Source organism: Roseovarius sp. W115 (assembly GCF_032842945.2).
Taxonomy (GTDB): domain Bacteria; phylum Pseudomonadota; class Alphaproteobacteria; order Rhodobacterales; family Rhodobacteraceae; genus Roseovarius; species Roseovarius rhodophyticola.
This window is the reverse complement of the sequence record NZ_CP146606.1, coordinates 3,396,185-3,411,012: the sequence shown is the minus strand read 5'-3', so window position 1 is coordinate 3,411,012 and position 14,828 is coordinate 3,396,185. Positions and strand designations below refer to the sequence as shown.

General features: G+C 56.6%; 15 protein-coding genes and 2 pseudogenes. 5 read left to right on the top strand and 12 right to left on the bottom strand.

Translation table 11 applies throughout. The features are described from left to right. Positions 1 to 23 precede the first annotated feature (23 nt). Together RZS32_RS17360 and coaD are read left to right on the top strand one after the other, a co-directional pair. Positions 24 to 458, top strand: coding sequence for a CBS domain-containing protein (locus RZS32_RS17360; protein ID WP_317054809.1), 435 nt, complete (start codon positions 24 to 26; stop codon positions 456 to 458). 124 nt (positions 459 to 582) lie between these two features. Then, positions 583 to 1,082: pseudogene (coaD, locus tag RZS32_RS17355) on the top strand (pantetheine-phosphate adenylyltransferase). Positions 1,083 to 1,088: 6 nt separating this feature from the next. On the opposite strand, the gene RZS32_RS17350 reads toward coaD, so the two are convergent. From RZS32_RS17350 to tkt, 8 genes are all read right to left on the bottom strand, one after another. Beyond that, positions 1,089 to 1,703, bottom strand: a complete 615-nt coding sequence (locus RZS32_RS17350; protein ID WP_317054808.1) for an outer membrane protein — start codon at positions 1,701 to 1,703, stop codon at positions 1,089 to 1,091. Between the two features lie 106 nt (positions 1,704 to 1,809). Continuing rightward, positions 1,810 to 2,817 carry a type I glyceraldehyde-3-phosphate dehydrogenase gene (gene gap, locus RZS32_RS17345; protein ID WP_317054807.1) on the bottom strand — a complete coding sequence of 336 codons (1,008 nt, stop codon included), beginning with the start codon at positions 2,815 to 2,817 and terminating at the stop codon, positions 1,810 to 1,812. A 33-nt stretch (positions 2,818 to 2,850) separates the two neighbouring features. Then, positions 2,851 to 2,994 (bottom strand): hypothetical protein, encoded by a 144-nt coding sequence (locus RZS32_RS17340; protein ID WP_317054806.1) that lies wholly within the window; start codon positions 2,992 to 2,994, stop codon positions 2,851 to 2,853. Between the two features lie 60 nt (positions 2,995 to 3,054). Next, the gene (locus RZS32_RS17335) at positions 3,055 to 3,570 is read right to left on the bottom strand and encodes a helix-turn-helix transcriptional regulator (RefSeq protein WP_317054805.1); all 516 of its coding nucleotides are present in this window, start codon (positions 3,568 to 3,570) and stop codon (positions 3,055 to 3,057) included. A 58-nt stretch (positions 3,571 to 3,628) separates the two neighbouring features. Beyond that, entirely contained in the window at positions 3,629 to 3,889 is a 261-nt protein-coding gene (locus RZS32_RS17330) for a PepSY domain-containing protein (protein WP_317054804.1), read from the bottom strand. Positions 3,890 to 4,086: 197 nt separating this feature from the next. Then, complete coding sequence (gap, locus tag RZS32_RS17325) at positions 4,087 to 5,088, bottom strand: type I glyceraldehyde-3-phosphate dehydrogenase (RefSeq protein WP_317054803.1); 1,002 nt, start codon at positions 5,086 to 5,088, stop codon at positions 4,087 to 4,089. Positions 5,089 to 5,365: 277 nt separating this feature from the next. Then, complete coding sequence (locus RZS32_RS17320; protein ID WP_339106736.1) at positions 5,366 to 5,731, bottom strand: hypothetical protein; 366 nt, start codon at positions 5,729 to 5,731, stop codon at positions 5,366 to 5,368. Between the two features lie 124 nt (positions 5,732 to 5,855). Then, complete coding sequence (gene tkt / locus RZS32_RS17315; protein WP_317054801.1) at positions 5,856 to 7,871, bottom strand: transketolase; 2,016 nt, start codon at positions 7,869 to 7,871, stop codon at positions 5,856 to 5,858. A gap of 194 nt (positions 7,872 to 8,065) precedes the next feature. Between tkt and RZS32_RS17310 the strand changes: the two genes are divergently transcribed. Together RZS32_RS17310 and RZS32_RS17305 are read left to right on the top strand one after the other, a co-directional pair. Next, complete coding sequence (locus RZS32_RS17310; RefSeq protein WP_317054800.1) at positions 8,066 to 8,563, top strand: hypothetical protein; 498 nt, start codon at positions 8,066 to 8,068, stop codon at positions 8,561 to 8,563. After that, positions 8,563 to 8,949: a cell division protein ZapA gene (locus RZS32_RS17305; RefSeq protein WP_317054799.1), complete on the top strand. Its 387-nt coding sequence runs from the start codon at positions 8,563 to 8,565 to the stop codon at positions 8,947 to 8,949. The genes RZS32_RS17310 and RZS32_RS17305 overlap by 1 nt, the downstream gene beginning before the upstream one ends. A gap of 85 nt (positions 8,950 to 9,034) precedes the next feature. Here RZS32_RS17305 and sucD read toward each other — a convergent pair. From sucD to RZS32_RS17285, 4 genes and pseudogenes are all read right to left on the bottom strand, one after another. After that, positions 9,035 to 9,915, bottom strand: a pseudogene (gene sucD, locus RZS32_RS17300) (succinate--CoA ligase subunit alpha). After that, the gene (locus tag RZS32_RS17295; RefSeq protein WP_317054797.1) at positions 9,915 to 11,099 is read right to left on the bottom strand and encodes a malate--CoA ligase subunit beta; all 1,185 of its coding nucleotides are present in this window, start codon (positions 11,097 to 11,099) and stop codon (positions 9,915 to 9,917) included. The pseudogene sucD and the gene RZS32_RS17295 overlap by 1 nt, the downstream one beginning before the upstream one ends. A 531-nt stretch (positions 11,100 to 11,630) precedes the next feature. Continuing rightward, positions 11,631 to 12,614 (bottom strand): 2-hydroxyacid dehydrogenase, encoded by a 984-nt coding sequence (locus RZS32_RS17290; protein ID WP_317054796.1) that lies wholly within the window; start codon positions 12,612 to 12,614, stop codon positions 11,631 to 11,633. Positions 12,615 to 12,629: 15 nt separating this feature from the next. Next, positions 12,630 to 13,841, bottom strand: coding sequence for an aminotransferase class V-fold PLP-dependent enzyme (locus RZS32_RS17285; RefSeq protein WP_317054795.1), 1,212 nt, complete (start codon positions 13,839 to 13,841; stop codon positions 12,630 to 12,632). A gap of 270 nt (positions 13,842 to 14,111) precedes the next feature. Between RZS32_RS17285 and RZS32_RS17280 the strand changes: the two genes are divergently transcribed. Beyond that, positions 14,112 to 14,777, top strand: coding sequence for a helix-turn-helix transcriptional regulator (locus RZS32_RS17280; RefSeq protein ID WP_317054794.1), 666 nt, complete (start codon positions 14,112 to 14,114; stop codon positions 14,775 to 14,777). Positions 14,778 to 14,828 lie beyond the last annotated feature (51 nt).

Genomic DNA, 14,828 nt, shown 5'->3' with positions numbered 1-14,828 from the left:
ATTTTCAGAAAGAGGGACCTAAAATGATCGTCCAACAGATTTTGCAGTCAAAAGGCAATGATGCTGTGATCACCATCACGCCGCGGACAAATGTCGCTGACGCGGCCGCGCTTTTGTCCGAGCACCGCATCGGTGGTCTGGTGGTTTCAGGCGACGGCAAGTCCGCGGATGGCATCCTGTCGGAACGAGACATCGTGCGCGCGCTTGCCTCAAAGGGCGGTGGGTGCCTGAATGATCATGTCTCAGACCTGATGACCCCTGATCCGGTGTGTTGTTCGCGTCAGGACAGCGCCGATCACGTGCTTGGCCGCATGACCGAGGGACGCTTCCGCCATATGCCGGTGGTCGAAGACGGCGCATTGGTTGGCATCGTGACAATCGGCGACGTGGTCAAGGCCCGCCTGCAAGAGCTTTCCATGGAGAAAGAGGCGCTGGAAAGCATGGTGATGGGGCACTGACGCGCAAATGACGCACGGTCTCTGATTTCACTGTTTCACAAATACTCAATTAGGCGCTCGACGCTTGCAATCACCCAGGTCCTGGTGTTGCTTGCTCGGGCAATTGATGAAAGAGGCCTCTGTCATGCGCATTGGTTTGTACCCTGGCACATTTGACCCAATCACGTTGGGCCATACCGATATCATCGCACGCGCTGCAACTCTTGTGGACCGGCTTGTCATCGGTGTGGCGATCAATCGGGACAAGGGGCCACTCTTTACGCTCGAAGAGCGCGTGGCCATGGTCGAGGCAGAATGCGCAGGGATTTGCGATGAGACCGGTGTCGAGATCGTCGCCCATCCTTTTGAAAACCTGCTCATTGACTGCGCCCGGGATGTGGGGGCCAGTATGATCATTCGGGGTCTGCGCGCTGTGGCGGATTTCGAGTATGAATTCCAGATGGTTGGCATGAACCGGGCGATGGACAACCGGATTGAGACGGTTTTCCTGATGGCGGATGCCCGGCGTCAAGCGATTGCCAGCAAGCTCGTGAAGGAAATCGCGCGGCTGGGGGGGATGTGTCCAAATTTGTGCCGCCTGAAGTCAATACAGCTTTGACCGCAAAGTACGACGCCAAGCGGTAGGACAGCTTAGAATTTCTGTGTCAGCCCAAGCTTAAGCAGTGTCACCCCACCGACATCAACGGAGATCGGCCCGCTGAGCGTGTTGCTGACCCCGCCAAACCGTAGATATGCAGCCTCTGCGCGCAGGTTCCATCCCTCTTGAAAAGGGGCCTCATACCCGAGACCGACCTGCCAGCCCGGCGTGATGTCGGACACATGACCGCTCCCAGTCAGCATCTGCGTCACGCTGGCCGCACCGTATCCCAGAGTGCCATAGATCAGACCACGCCCTGTGTCGCGACCCAGACGGGCTTTGACAAAACCGTAGCTGTCAATATCCGTACGACAGCCCACACAATTGGTTTCAGTCGCCCCTTCGATCTCACTGACGGCCAATTCAAGCTCAATGCCGTAGACAGTTTTGTTTTGCTGCCAGTTGCGTCCACCGTAAAGCCCGGCAATCATTCCATCGGTGTTGAAGTCACCGGTGCTGACCGCACCTTGGGTCCAGCGCGAGGTGCTCGCGCCATATCCCAAAAACCCTCCGGCATACCATTTGCCCTTTTTGTCTTGCGCATAGGTTGGCAGAGGAGAAAGGGCACACACGCCCAAGACAAGGGCGGCACTCAGAAACTTCAACATGTATCACTCGCAAAATTAATTCGAATGCGTGTGAATTAGCACGGCCGCGCGGCATCCGGGCGCAAAACCTTAAATTTTGGTTAACGCTTGGGCGTGCGATGCAACCTCAGCTCAGCTTTCCCATGACAGCGGCCACATCCAGCATCCGGTTGGAAAACCCCCATTCGTTGTCATACCAGCACAACACACGCCCCATCGTGCCGTCCAGCACGCGGGTCTCATGTGTGTCAAACACGCAGGACAACGGGTTGTGGTTAAAGTCGCGTGAGACGAGTGGCTTGTTTGAGACGCCCAGAACGGCACCCATGGGTCCATTGGCGGCGGCAACCACCGCGGTCTCAATAGCGTCCGGCGTCAGGTTGGTCTCACTCTCAAAGGTGAAGTCGATGGCCGAGACATTCGGTGTGGGCACGCGAATGGCGGTGCCGTCGAGTTTGCCTACGAGTTTCGGCAAAACCAGTCCCACCGCGCGGGCGGCCCCGGTGGTGGTTGGGATGATGTTTTCGGCGGCAGCCCGCGCCCGGCGGGCATCTTTGTGACCGCTGTCCAGCAATCGTTGAGACGCAGTGTAGGAATGGATCGTGGTGACAAAACCGCGCTTGAGGCCAAAGGCATCATCCAGAACCTTGGCAATCGGTGACAGGCAATTGGTGGTGCAGGACGCGTTTGACACGATGGTGTCTGATACGATGATCTCACTTTCGTTGATGCCGTAGACGACGGTACGCTCGACACCCCTGCCGGGAGCAGAGATCAGGACGCGTTTCGCCCCGGCCTCAAGATGTTTCGACGCTCCAGGCACATCACGGAAGACGCCGGTGCATTCCAACACGATATCGACCTTCACATCACCCCAGGGCAGGGCAGTAGGATCACGTTCGGCAAAAATTGCGATAGGTCCGCGTCCGATATCGAGGCTGGCATCGCCTCGGGTGATGTCACCGGGAAAGGCGCCATGCACCGTGTCGTTTTCCAGAAGGGCTGCATTGGTCTCAAGCGGCATCAAATCGTTGATCGCCACCACCTCAAGATCATCTCGCCCGCTTTCATGCAATGCGCGCAGAACATTGCGCCCAATGCGGCCAAATCCGTTGATAGCAAGGCGTGTGGGCATGGGTGAACTCCTGCGCGGGGGATTGTGACGATGTTACCGCCAGAACTTCAGCCACTCAATGAAGTCCACAAGCTTTCGCGATAGAAACAGCGATCCGTTCATGTCCAAGAATACGATATCAATGAGAAGCGCAATGAGTACAAGGGCACCGAGGAAAAGGGCAATTTTGTTGGTCATGCGCCTGTGATTTCTTATTTTTGATAAGATATGCCTCAGCGCACGTGGGCTTGCAAGGATTCAACCTTTTGCCGCGCCGATTAGCGGCGCTGCGACGAGGTCATCGATCAAAAGCCCGAGCAAAGCCCCGCGACCTTGCACATCCGCCTTACGATAAACCGCGTTCAACTGAGACTTCACCGTGCCTTCCGCTGCGCCGCGCAGTTTTGCTGTTTCAGCGATGGAAAATCCCTTGATAGCAAAGAGCGCGACATCGCGCTCTGCGGGGGTGAGGTTCCAAGCGTCAAAATGGGCTGAGATCACGTCGCTGAGTGCGCCGGACGCCACAGAGACTTGCGTTTCCAACTGGGCTTTCCGTCTCATCAAGCCTCGCAGAATATGAAGTTCCACAACAACGGCCAGTCCTAGACTAGTTGCGGCAAGCGCTTCTGTTGTGGCATAAACCGGCGCTGGTCCGAAAAAGGCACCACTGCGAAAATCCTCAACCACGTCCCACAAAAAGAACGCGGTGCACAAAAGCTGCACCGCGATCAAAGCCACAAGTAGGCCGGGTTTTTCGATGATCGCTTTGCTCATGGGCAAAGCTTTACGCGGCCCCGCCTTGCTTTTCCAGCACAGTCAAGCAGAACCGGCGTCAGTCGTCTTCATCTTCAAGCTCGGTGTCGATCACCTTGAGATCGGCATCAAGCGTCAGCTCATAGAGCGCGCCGCCTTTTCTGGCCTCGACCTCATAGCCGCCATCCTCGGCCTCAATCTCGACAATCTGATAGCCCTGATCGGTCATCTGCGTTGAAATCGCGGCCAATGTGTCGGCATCCAATGCCGCATTTTCAGAGGCAAAAGCCGCGACAGAACCGGCGGTGACGGCGAGGGTAAGTGCGATGATACGTTTCATGATGTGTTTCTTTTCCGTTTCAGTGCAGGGGCGGGTGTGCCCCGATGCAGCGAAACTGGGGATGCGGCGGCGTTCATCCCATCGCACTTTGGTAGGATATGAGGCGCTCTATCACCAAAGTTTATGTGGCCAGACAAAGAAAAACCCTCGCCGAGCGATCGACGAGGGACTTTGAAATCAGGTCTTTGAGCGAATTCTTACGACAGGCGCGCCATGGCCACGGCCACATCGGCCATGCGGCACGAAAAGCCCCATTCATTGTCGTACCAGGCCAGCACGCGCACCAGACGCCCGCCGGTGACCTTGGTCTGGTCGGGGGCAAAGATTGAGCTTTCCTCGGTGTGGTTGAAGTCGATCGAGACCTTGGGTTCGGGATCATAAGCCAGAACGCCTTTCATCGGGCCTGCTGCGGCCTCAGCCACGACGTCGTTCACGTCCGCCTCAGTGACGTCTTTCTTGGCGATGAAAGTGAGATCTACGGCAGAGACATTCGGCGTGGGCACGCGGATGGCCGAGCCGTCGAGCTTGCCTTTCAGATCGGGCAGCACTTCACCAAGCGCCTTGGCAGCCCCGGTGGAGGTCGGGATCATTGACATGGCTGCGGCACGGGCGCGGTAGAGGTCCTTGTGACGGCGGTCGAGCGTGGGCTGATCACCGGTGTAGGCATGGATCGTGGTCATAATGCCGCTCTCGATGCCGATGCCCTCATGCAGCACCTTGGCCACGGGCGCCAGGCAATTGGTCGTGCAGGACCCGTTCGAGATCATGCGCTCACCGGGCTGCATGTCCTGATCATTCACGCCGTAAACAACCGTGCGGTCCACGTTCTTGCCGGGGGCCGAGAGAAGAACCTTGCCCGCGCCACGCTCCAGGTGTTTCTTGGCCTTTTCGCCGTCGTTGAATTTGCCGGTACATTCCAGCACGACATCCACACCGGACCAGTCCAGCTCGTCCATGTCATAGGTCGAGAACATCTCCATCGTTCCACGGCCCAGATCCATGGTGCCATCTCCCAGAGTGATGTCATTGGGAAAGCGGCCATGCACGCTGTCGTACTTCATCAGATGCGCCGCTGTCTCCAGCGGGCCAGTGGCGTTCACCTTGGCCACCTTGATGTCATTGCGAGTGCTGGCGGCGATATGGGCGAGGGTACAGCGTCCGATGCGGCCAAAGCCATTGATGCCGACGGTAATGGTCATGAACAATCTCCTGAAACGAAGGGGTTTGGCAGGCATATAGACCCAGGTTCCCCGGCCCGAAAGGTGGAAAATGCCCTGTTTGAAGGTGTTTGCGGTAACGGTTATCGCAAACGTGAGGATGTGGATGAAACAAGGGAAACAATCTGCTTGAAAGCTCCGGATTTTGTCGGCGTTTCATAATCCAGAAGTTTGATGAGGGTGGGTTTAATCCCACCCTGAAAATGCGTTCAGCAGTCTTGATCATCACATGGGAATTGCAAGGATGCCTTACCGTTGATCAATAATTGTTGGGATTGCCTTCAACAACCACACCAGACCCGTCGACCTTACCGTCTTTGAATAGGGTGACTGCTTCGCCGTTGATTTTCAGCTGCCAGCAGCTTTCTGGATCTGTGCCATACTGAAAGCACATGGAATTGTCCGCAGCGCGCCACTTGCCACCGTAACCGTCGCCTTTGATGGTGCCATCTGCCGCGTAGTATTCCGAGAACGTGCCGGTGAGCATACCTCCCAGATAGGTGCGGTCACTCATGGCTGCAGTGATTTCTGCGTCTGTGGCAAAGTCAGCAGCGATTGAGGCCGAAGCGCTGATGGCGATCAGGGCCGCAGCCAGAGTGACGGTCTTTGTCGAAGTGTAGATCATGGGAGGTCCAGCCTTAGTTTATGTACGAAATGTGTGTACCTAATACGGTAGCCCGGATTGAGCGGCCTTCCAGTGCTGGCCGCTCATGTTATCGCGATGCGGGGCCTGCGCCCGGTTTCAGCTTTTAAAGCAGCGACTTGGCTTTCTCAGCGACCGCCTCAGGCGTAATCCCGAACTTCTCGTAAAGCACGTCTGCCGGGGCAGAGGCGCCAAAGCCATGCATGCCGATGAAGCCGGATTTCTCGCGTTTGCCGCGTTCGCCGTAAAGCCAGCGGTCCCAGCCAAAGCGGATGGCCGCTTCAACAGCGACCCGCACTGGGCCACCGGGCAGGACTTTGCGGCGGTAGGCCTCGTCCTGTTCTTCGAAAAGCTCCCAGCAGGGCATGGAGACCACGCGCGTGCCAATCCCCTCGGCCTGCAACAGATCACGCGCCTTCATGGCAATCTCGACCTCAGAGCCCGTCGCCATCAAGAGCGCCTGACGTTTGCCGTCCGCATCCGCCAGCACATAGGCGCCTTGGGCGGTGAGGTTGCGCTGTTTGTGCTCTGTGCGCAGCGTCGGCAGGCCTTGCCGTGTCAAGGACAGCACGGAAGGTGTTGATTTTGAGGACAAAGCCAGTTCCCAAGACTCTGCCGTCTCAACCGTGTCGCAGGGGCGGAACACCAACGTGTTAGGGGTAGACCGGCTAATCGCCAGATGCTCAACCGGTTGGTGCGTCGGGCCGTCTTCGCCCAGACCGATGCTGTCATGGGTCATGACAAACACCGTGGGCACTTTCATCAACGCCGCCAGACGCATTGCAGGGCGCGCGTAATCGGTAAAGCACATGAACGTGCCACCATAAGGCTTGATCCCGCCATGCAGCGCCATGCCGTTCATCGCAGCGGCCATGCCGTGTTCGCGGATGCCGTAATGGATGTAGCGCCCCTTGCGGTTGCCCTCATCAAAGACAGTCATGTCTTTCGACTTGGTGTTGTTTGACCCCGAAAGATCCGCCGAGCCGCCTATGGTTTCGCCCATGATCGGATTGACCACGTCGAGCACCATTTCACTGGATTTACGCGTGGCGACTTTGGGCTGCTCTTCTGAGATTTGCTTTTTCAGTGCGCGGATGCGCGAGGGCAGGGATTTTGGCACGTCCCCGGCCATAACCCGGGAAAATTCGGCCTGACGGCGCTCAGATTGCTCGGACAGCCGGGCGGACCAGGCCGCATGATCCGCAGCCCCGCGCGTGCCGATGGCTTCCCAAGCGGATTTCACATCAGCGGGCACCTCAAAGGGGCCACCGCTCCAGCCATAGGCGTCTTTTGCGGCCTTCAACTGATCCGGGTCCGTCAATGCGCCATGGCCCTTGGAAGTGTCCTGTGCCGCGTGGCCCAGGGCGATATGCGTTTTACAAGCGATCATTGTGGGGCGACGGCCGGTTTTGGCTTTGGTTAGTGCCGCATCAATCGCTTCGGGATCATGCCCGTCACATTCCAACACCTGCCATCCCGAGGCACGAAAGCGTTTGACCTGATCGGTGCGGTCAGCAAGCTCAACCGTGCCATCAATGGTGATGTTGTTGTTGTCCCAAAGCACAATCAGCTTGCCGAGGCCCAGACGTCCCGCCAGACCAATGGCCTCTTGGCTGACACCTTCCATCAAACAGCCGTCTCCGGCCATGACATAGGTGTAGTGATCCACCAGTTTCTTGCCAAACCGTGCCCGCAGCGCTTCCTCGGCGATGGCAAAGCCAACGGAGTTGGAAATCCCCTGTCCCAGTGGGCCTGTCGTGGTTTCAATCCCGTCATGCAGGAAATTCTCAGGATGACCTGCCGTGATCGAGCCCCATTGCCGGAAGTTCTTGATCTGATCGAGCGTCATGCCCGGGCTACCAGTGAGGTAGAGCAGGGAATAGACCAGCATCGAGCCGTGCCCCGCCGACAAGATAAATCTGTCCCGATCCGGCCATTGCGGCGCGCTGGCATCAAATTTCAGGTGTTTTTCAAACAGCACCGTGGCCACATCGGCCATGCCCATCGGGGCACCGGAGTGGCCGGAATTTGCGGCATGTACGGCATCCAATGTAAGAGCGCGGATGGCGGTGGCTTTTTTCCAATGATCGGGGTTTGCAGAGCGCAGGGCGGCAATATCCACGGGGCAGCTTCCTTTGGGGCTAGGTCCTGTTGGGCAGGTGCATATCAGCCCACTCTCAAAGATCAAGCGCGTCAGGCCTGCGATTTGCATCGGGGGGCGCATTTTACATACCCTTTGGCTAAAGTAACCTTCAATTAGGCACCCAAACGATTCGCGATGAGTTTGATGCCGCATGACGACAGGGACAGAGGAATATGAGCGAAATCGAAGAGTATCAGCGCAGGATCAGTGCCGCGTTGGACCGTATCGGCCGGCAACTGGATGCGCAGAGCGAGGCCGATGATGCACAAACGGTGGCAGAGCTGCAACGCGCTCTGGACGATGAAAAACTTGCGAACGAACAGCTCGAAGAGCGCGTCAAAGCATTGAAAGACAGCAAAGAAGCCATGGCAACGGAGATTGACGACGTGCGCGCGCAAAGCACGCAAGCTCTGGCCAAACTGGATCGGCAGTTACAATCTTTGCGTCAGGCCAATGAGCAATTGAGACAAAACAACACCGCCCTAAGAATTGCCAATTCCGAAGGAGTTGGGGAGGCGCATCTGATAAACAAATCGATGATGGCTGAGTTGGAAAGTCTGCGTGCCAGCCGGGAGGCCGACCGTGCCGAGACCGATGCCGTGATGGCCGAACTTCAAGCTTTGATCGATAGCGCCTCGGACGCTGGCGCAAATGAGCAGGAGAATGCCTGATGCCGGAAGTTGATGTGGAAATCGGTGGCCGCAAGTTTGAAGTCGCCTGTCAGGAAGGCGAAGAGCATTACCTGCGTGCGGCGGCGGCGATGCTGGATGAAGAGGCCAGTCTTTTAACGGCGCAGATCGGGCGCATTCCAGAAGCGCGTATGTTGCTGATGGCGGGATTGATGCTGGCCGACAAAACCGCAGGGGTTCAGGACAAGCTGCGTGAATCCGAGGACAAAATGACCGAGAAAGAGGCAGAGCTTGATCAATTGCGCAATGCTCAACCCGGCGAGGTGCAGCGCATTGAGGTGCCTGTGGTTCCCCGTCCTGCGCTGGATGCGCTGGATGCTCTGGCGAGGCGGGCAGAAGCCTTGGCGGAGCACGCTGAATCTGCTTGAAGTAACGTCCTTAAGGTATTGAGAAAAAGAAACTCCGGTGCAGCTAAAGCACCGGAGTTTTTTTGACAGTGGCTGCAGGAAGAGGTTACGCCACCATCTTTTCGACGGCGTCCCCGAAAGAGGACGGTGTGGGGACAATGGTCACACCGGCCTCTTGCAGGATGTCGACTTTTTCTTGTGCGGATTCGCCAAAGGCTGACACGATGGCGCCGGCGTGGCCCATACGCCGTCCTTTGGGAGCCGAAAGACCCGCAATATAGGCCGCGACCGGTTTGCTCATGTGATCCCGGATGTATTCGGCGGCCTCCGCTTCTTGAGGGCCGCCAATCTCACCGACCAGAACCACGGCATCTGTGTCAGGATCGGCTTCGAACAGTTCCAGAATATCCTTGAAGCTTGACCCATTAATCGGATCCCCGCCGATGCCGATGGAGGACGACACGCCAATGCCGCGCTCACTCATCTGGCTGGCCGCCTCATATCCCAACGTGCCTGAGCGTCCGACGATGCCCACGCGACCAGGCTTGTAGATATGCGGCGGCATCAGACCGGCAAAGCCTTCGCCTGGAGTAATGATGCCCGCACAGTTGGGACCGATCAGGCGCATGCGCTTTTCTTCCTTGTAGCGGCGCATGTAGCGTTTGACGTGGATCATGTCCTGTGCGGGGATACCGTCTGCGATGCAGACACAGGTTTTGATACCCGCATCCGCGGCTTCCATGATGCTATCGGCAGCAAAGGGAGGGGTACAAAGCTCACCACCAGATCGGCGCCGGTTTCGGCCACAGCGCCTTTGACGGTGTTGAACACAGGCAGGTCCAGGTGTTTGGTGCCGCCCTTACCGGGGGTGACGCCACCCACGACATTGGTGCCGTGATTGATCATGTCCTGGGTGTGAAAGCTTCCGATGCGGCCGGTGATGCCGGTGACAAGAACCTTGGTGTCTTTGTTGATGAGAATAGCCATCAGCTTGCCTCCGCCATTTGAGTTGCGCGCCATGCCGTGACGACTTTGTCTGCAGCCTCGGCCAACGAATTCGCTGTTTCAATGTTCAGGCCACTTTCTGCGAGCAGCTTGAGACCTTCTTCAACATTTGTGCCCGACAGGCGCACCACCAAAGGCATTTTGAGATCAAGTTCCTTGACCGCGAGGATCACCCCCTCGGCAATCCAGTCGCAGCGGTTGATGCCCGCGAAGATGTTCACAAGGATGGCTTCAACATTGGGATCATTGAGCACCGCCTTGAAGGATTTCAGAACCCGCTCAGGGCTCGCTCCGCCGCCCACATCGAGGAAGTTGGCAGGTTCCCCACCGGCCATCTTGATCATGTCGAGCGTCGCCATGGCCAAGCCTGCGCCATTCACGATGCAACCAATTTCACCTTCGAGCCCGATGTAGTTCAGGCCGCGATCACCGGCATAGGTTTCGCGTGGGTCTTCCTGACTTTTATCGCGCAGCTCGGAAATTTTGGGGTGCCGGTAGAGCGCATTGGTGTCAAAGCTCACTTTGGCGTCGAGCGCTACAATCTCATTGCTGGATGTTACCACCAGTGGGTTGATCTCAACCATATTGGCGTCCATTTCGGACATCATCTGATAACAGCCCATGATGGTCTTGCTCGCCTGCGCGATGAGTTGGGGTTCCAACCCAAGGGAGAACGCAATCTCACGTGCCTGAAAGGCCTGCATGCCAACGGCCGGATCAACGACAGACCGTATGATCGAGTCAGGCTCTTCGGCAGAAATCTCTTCAATCTCCATGCCACCTTCGGCAGAGGCGACCACGACCACGCGCTCCAATTTGCGGTCCATCACGAAGCCCAGGTAAATTTCCTGCGCAATATCCGTGGCCTCCTCGATATAGAGGCGGCTGACCATTTTGCCTTGAGGCCCGGTTTGATGAGTTACCAGCTTGCGGCCGAGCATCCATTGCGCGGCATCCCAAATCTCTTCTTCGCTTTTGCAGATGCGCACACCGCCTGCTTTGCCGCGGGCACCTGAGTGGATTTGCGCTTTGACCACCCAAGAATCGCCCGAAAGCTCGGAGCAGCGATAAACAGCCTGTTCCGGGCTGTAGGCAATGCCCCCGCGCGGAATGTTAACACCGAATTTGCTGAGCAGTTTCTTGGCCTGGTATTCGTGGATATCCATCAAACGGACCCTCCTTTGAGAAGTATGCTTTCAATGTGGAATATGTCTGCTGGCAGAGCTACGTCCCTGCGGGTAATAAATTGCGCACCGCGGGTAGGCGCGGGCTACCCATTGAACGGGTTTCTGGATGCAATGGGATGCGGAGGAGTGGATTTTCTTATTAAAGTCATAGTGTTTTGGCTACATGCAGTTTCACAGGGATGTGGAATTTTGCAAAATTCCACATTGGAAAATTGCAATTTTCCAATTCCGTTGCGGCAAACACGCTTCTACAAAATGCGGCGTATCGGTTCGCGGTTACAAAAAATGACTAGCTGGCCGGCATTCTCAGCCGCTTGAAACCCGCGACGCTCAAGCTCTCGCAGGAATGTAGTCCGACCAACAAAACGTTCGATATCTCGTACGCTCCGCCTGATCACGCTTCCATCGCGCGCGGCTTTTGCAGCAAAGATGCCTGCCATCCAATGTTCAGGCATAATCGTGCCATTTTGTGTCATGGCCCGATACTTGATCTCTTTTGTTAAGACCGAGTTAATCCTTGCCCGGCGTTACCAGATCCCCGGGATGCTCACCTTTCAGGAACGCTTCGAGATTGTCGATGGCGCGATGGCCCATTGCCTCTCGCGTGCCGTCTGTGGCGCTTCCCAAATGCGGCGCCAGAACGATGTTGTCGTATTTCAGAAACCGCGGATCAAGCGCAGGTTCATTGTGATACACATCCAGTCCCGCCGCAGACAGTTTACCACTATCAAGCGCATCAAAGAGCGCATCTTCATCCACCACATCGCCGCGCGCTGAATTCACTAGGATCGCGCCGGGTTTCAAAGCGCCGAACACATCGGCGTTGATCATTTTGTAGGTATCTGCGCCACCGGGGCAGTGCAGGGACAGGAAATCGGATTGCGCCGCAACCTCTGTCATTGAGCCCAATTGTTCCGCATTGCCATTGGCCGCCTTGATGTCGTCTGGCACGTCCCACGCATCCTGAAACACCACGCGCATGCCAAACCCGTTATGCGCCCGGCGCGCCATCGCCTGACCGATGCGGCCAAACCCGATGATGCCGATTGTGGCCCCGGTGACCTTCTTGCCGATCATATGCGTGGGTCGCCAGCCTTCCCAACCACCAGCCCGTGTTTCACGCTCACCTTCGCCGATACGGCGGGCGGCGGCAAACATCAGGCCCATCGCCAAGTCAGCCGTGCAATCGGTGAGCACATCAGGCGTGTTGGTGACCGCAATGCCATTGGCGTGCGCCGCGTCGATATCAATGTGATTGAAACCTACGCCGTAGTTGGCAAAGATCTTCAGCTTGCCTTTCGCGGCCGGGTAAAACTCCGCCGGAATTTTATCCGAGACGGTGGGCATGATCACGTCATAGGTCTCTGCCGCAGCCATCCACTCCTCATGGCTCATGGACGTGTCGGGATTGCGCAGCGTCACTTCGCCAAGCCCGGCCTGCTCAAGACGGTCTTCTGCCGCCTTGGGCCAGGCCCTGGTCACCAAAATTTTCATTTATCTTCCTGTCCTTCAGGCCGCTTTCACGACCGGCGCGTTCACATTGGGTGTGGTTGCACGGAACTCGGCCTGTGCCGCGGCCACACCGGACCCTGGCTCAATTTTCGCACCGGCGTCAACCAATGCCATTTCCGCCGCTGAAATCGCACCGCACAGCATGACCGGGTTGAGAGACCCCAAATGCCCAATGCGGAAGGCTTTGCCCATCAGTTTGTTGAGACCGGTGCCCAGCGAGGTCTGGTATTTATAATAGGCGGTCGAAATCACGTCGCGTGCATCCACACCTTCAGGGGCGTAAATCGCCGAAACGGTATCCGAGTGCCAGTCGGGACCGCGTGCCACCAATTCACATCCATCCCAAGCGTCGACAGCGGCACGAACGCCTTCTGCCAAGCGCTTGTGGCGCGCCCAGATGCTTTCCATGCCGGTTTCCAGCATCATGTCGAGTGAACAGCGCAGACCGCGCAGCAGCTGGGTCGCAGGGGTGTAAGGGAAATAACCGGTATCGTTCAGCTTGATCATATCTTCAAAGCTGAAATAGCAGCGCGCCATACCGGCATTTTCAAGCGCCTTGTTGGCAGCAAGCGCTTTTTTCGAGGCGCCAAGAATGCCAAGACCTGCAGGCAGCATGAAGCCTTTCTGAGAGCCGGAGACGGCGAGGTCCACGCCCCATTTGTCCATCTCAAATTCAATTGAGGCGATGGAGCTAACGCCATCAACAAATAGCATCGCTGGGTGGTCAGCGGCATCAAGCGCCTTGCGCACGCCTTCTATGTCTGACGTCACGCCTGTGGCGGTTTCGTTTTGCGTCGCAAACACGGCTTTGATCTTGTGCTCTTTGTCAGCAGCAAGACGCGTCGCGTAGTCTTCGACCGGCACACCTTTGCCCCATTCGACGTCGATCACTTCGACATCAAGGCCCAGGCGCTCGGCCATATCGACCCAGAGAAGAGAAAACTGACCAAACCGCGACATCAGAACCTTGTCACCCTTCTGAAGCGTATTCTGAATGGCGGATTCCCAAGCACCGGTGCCGGATGATGGAAACACGAAAATCCGACCTGTCTCCATGCGGTAGGCCTTTTTGAGATCAATCAGCAGACCTTGGACAAAATCCGGGAAGTCCGGAGCGCGCATGTCTTCCATGGGCAGGTTCATCGCCTGACGGACAGGCTCAGGCACATTGGTGGGCCCAGGAATGTAAAGGTGCTGAAATCCGTTCATTGTCGTCGCGCTCCATAATCTGTCTCGTTGATCGACGGAGCTAACATGCAATTTTCGTCTGAAAAGAGGGTTTTTTCGTCAAAGCCCCCGAAACTGCCCAAAGGGTAGGTAATTCCTACCCGCAAGGGTGAGAAAAAGCCGCGAAATCCCGGTCGGCATACTTTTGTATGCGGAATTTTCTTTTGATTTCATCGGGTTCTGATGCTCTAGTGTCGTAAAGCATACCATCTGAAACTGGGCAGATGGCTATAGTCGAAAGAGAGATTCGGTATGAAAATTGCCCGGGATATGATGGCATTGGCTCAAAACCCTCCCATTCCGACAGATGACCTTCCGCATGTGATTGTGGCGGACAGGCAATTGATTGTGTGTCAGGGAATCGGATCTCTTGTGGCGCAGATTGCCGAGGTGGAGCTTGGTGAATACGCAACCGACAAAGCCAGTCTCAAGGCGTTGTTGTCGAGGACCAGGGGTAAGACAATTCTGATCTTAGGCGTGCGTCTGGCGGATGGCGATTTGACCCATGTGCTTGATATGGTGCGCAAAGATCATCCTGAGGTGATGGTTGTCGTGGTGGCTGAAGACAGTGAATTCGCGTTTATCCGCACAGCGATCAAGTCCGGGGCCAATTCAGTGTGCATGATGGGGCAGGTGCTCACCAGCCTGCCACGCATTTTGGGCAAGCTGATTGAGGGTCATTCAATTGTGCCTACGGATATCTTGCGTAAGCTGACGTCCGAGGCAGCGGATACCCTGTCGCGGCGCGAGCATGAGATCCTCGGACTTTTGGGCGATGGACTGACGAATTTCCAGATTTCCGCACGGCTGGGGCTGAGCGAGAATACGGTGAAATACTACCTCAAAGCGATCTATCAGAAGCTTGAAGTGAACTCCCGCGGGGCGGCGATTGCGAAATATGTGGCTGGGAATTACTGAGGAGGGACGCATTCAAAAGGTGCTGCAACTCCTCTTTTTCTCCGAAGAAAA

Coding starts and splice junctions, on each gene's coding strand:
- RZS32_RS17360 (WP_317054809.1), top strand. CDS start 24: ATGATCGTCCAACAGATTTTGCAGTCAAAAGGCAATGATGCTGTGATC.
- RZS32_RS17350 (WP_317054808.1), bottom strand. CDS start 1,703: ATGTTGAAGTTTCTGAGTGCCGCCCTTGTCTTGGGCGTGTGTGCCCTT.
- gap (WP_317054807.1), bottom strand. CDS start 2,817: ATGCCCACACGCCTTGCTATCAACGGATTTGGCCGCATTGGGCGCAAT.
- RZS32_RS17340 (WP_317054806.1), bottom strand. CDS start 2,994: ATGACCAACAAAATTGCCCTTTTCCTCGGTGCCCTTGTACTCATTGCG.
- RZS32_RS17335 (WP_317054805.1), bottom strand. CDS start 3,570: ATGAGCAAAGCGATCATCGAAAAACCCGGCCTACTTGTGGCTTTGATC.
- RZS32_RS17330 (WP_317054804.1), bottom strand. CDS start 3,889: ATGAAACGTATCATCGCACTTACCCTCGCCGTCACCGCCGGTTCTGTC.
- gap (WP_317054803.1), bottom strand. CDS start 5,088: ATGACCATTACCGTCGGCATCAATGGCTTTGGCCGCATCGGACGCTGT.
- RZS32_RS17320 (WP_339106736.1), bottom strand. CDS start 5,731: ATGATCTACACTTCGACAAAGACCGTCACTCTGGCTGCGGCCCTGATC.
- RZS32_RS17310 (WP_317054800.1), top strand. CDS start 8,066: ATGAGCGAAATCGAAGAGTATCAGCGCAGGATCAGTGCCGCGTTGGAC.
- RZS32_RS17305 (WP_317054799.1), top strand. CDS start 8,563: ATGCCGGAAGTTGATGTGGAAATCGGTGGCCGCAAGTTTGAAGTCGCC.
- RZS32_RS17295 (WP_317054797.1), bottom strand. CDS start 11,099: ATGGATATCCACGAATACCAGGCCAAGAAACTGCTCAGCAAATTCGGT.
- RZS32_RS17290 (WP_317054796.1), bottom strand. CDS start 12,614: ATGAAAATTTTGGTGACCAGGGCCTGGCCCAAGGCGGCAGAAGACCGT.
- RZS32_RS17285 (WP_317054795.1), bottom strand. CDS start 13,841: ATGAACGGATTTCAGCACCTTTACATTCCTGGGCCCACCAATGTGCCT.
- RZS32_RS17280 (WP_317054794.1), top strand. CDS start 14,112: ATGAAAATTGCCCGGGATATGATGGCATTGGCTCAAAACCCTCCCATT.